This is a genomic window from Aminobacter sp. P4_D5 (assembly GCF_056401815.1).
The window spans coordinates 1-534 of record NZ_JBFUIP010001314.1 but is presented as its reverse complement, the minus strand read 5'-3'; the positions used below and the strand labels follow the sequence as shown (position 1 = coordinate 534).

At 74.3% G+C, this 534-nt stretch carries 1 protein-coding gene; it reads right to left on the bottom strand.

Annotated features, from left to right (window positions below):
* Positions 1-534, bottom strand: a 534-nt coding sequence (locus AC1DWF_RS38135; RefSeq protein ID WP_476843591.1) for a purine nucleoside phosphorylase YfiH/LACC1 family protein, incomplete at both ends; no start/stop codon positions are given.

The window sequence follows — 534 nt, the reverse complement described above, 5'->3', positions numbered from 1 at the left end:
CTGAAGAAGCGGTCCTCGTCGGAGAGGGTGTCGAGGCCGAGCGCGGTGGCCGCCACGCCGGCAGCCCGCAATCGCGCCACGCAATAGCCGGCGAGGTCGAACTGGAAGTGCTCCGCGTCACGGCCGGGGGCGAAGAAGCTGTTATCGGCCACGGCGTCGCGCAGATCGGCGCGAACCTCGTAGCTGCCCTGGGCGATGCAGGGACCGATGACGGCGGCGATGCGGGCCCGCTCCGCGCCGAGCGCGACCATGGCCTCGACCGTCGCTTCCAGCACGCCGTCCACGGCGCCGCGCCAGCCGGCATGGGCGGCGCCGATCACCCCGGCAGCGGGGTCGTGGAACAGGGCGGGGGCGCAGTCGGCGGTGATGATGCCCAGCGCCACCCCAGGGGTCTTCGTCACCATGCCGTCGGCCTCGGGCAAGGTGTCACAAGGGGCGGTCGCCTCGACCACGCGGGGCCCGTGGACCTGGCGAAGCGAGCGCAGGCCAGCCGGCTCGGCGCCGACGGCGCGGGCCACGCGGGCACGGTTCTCG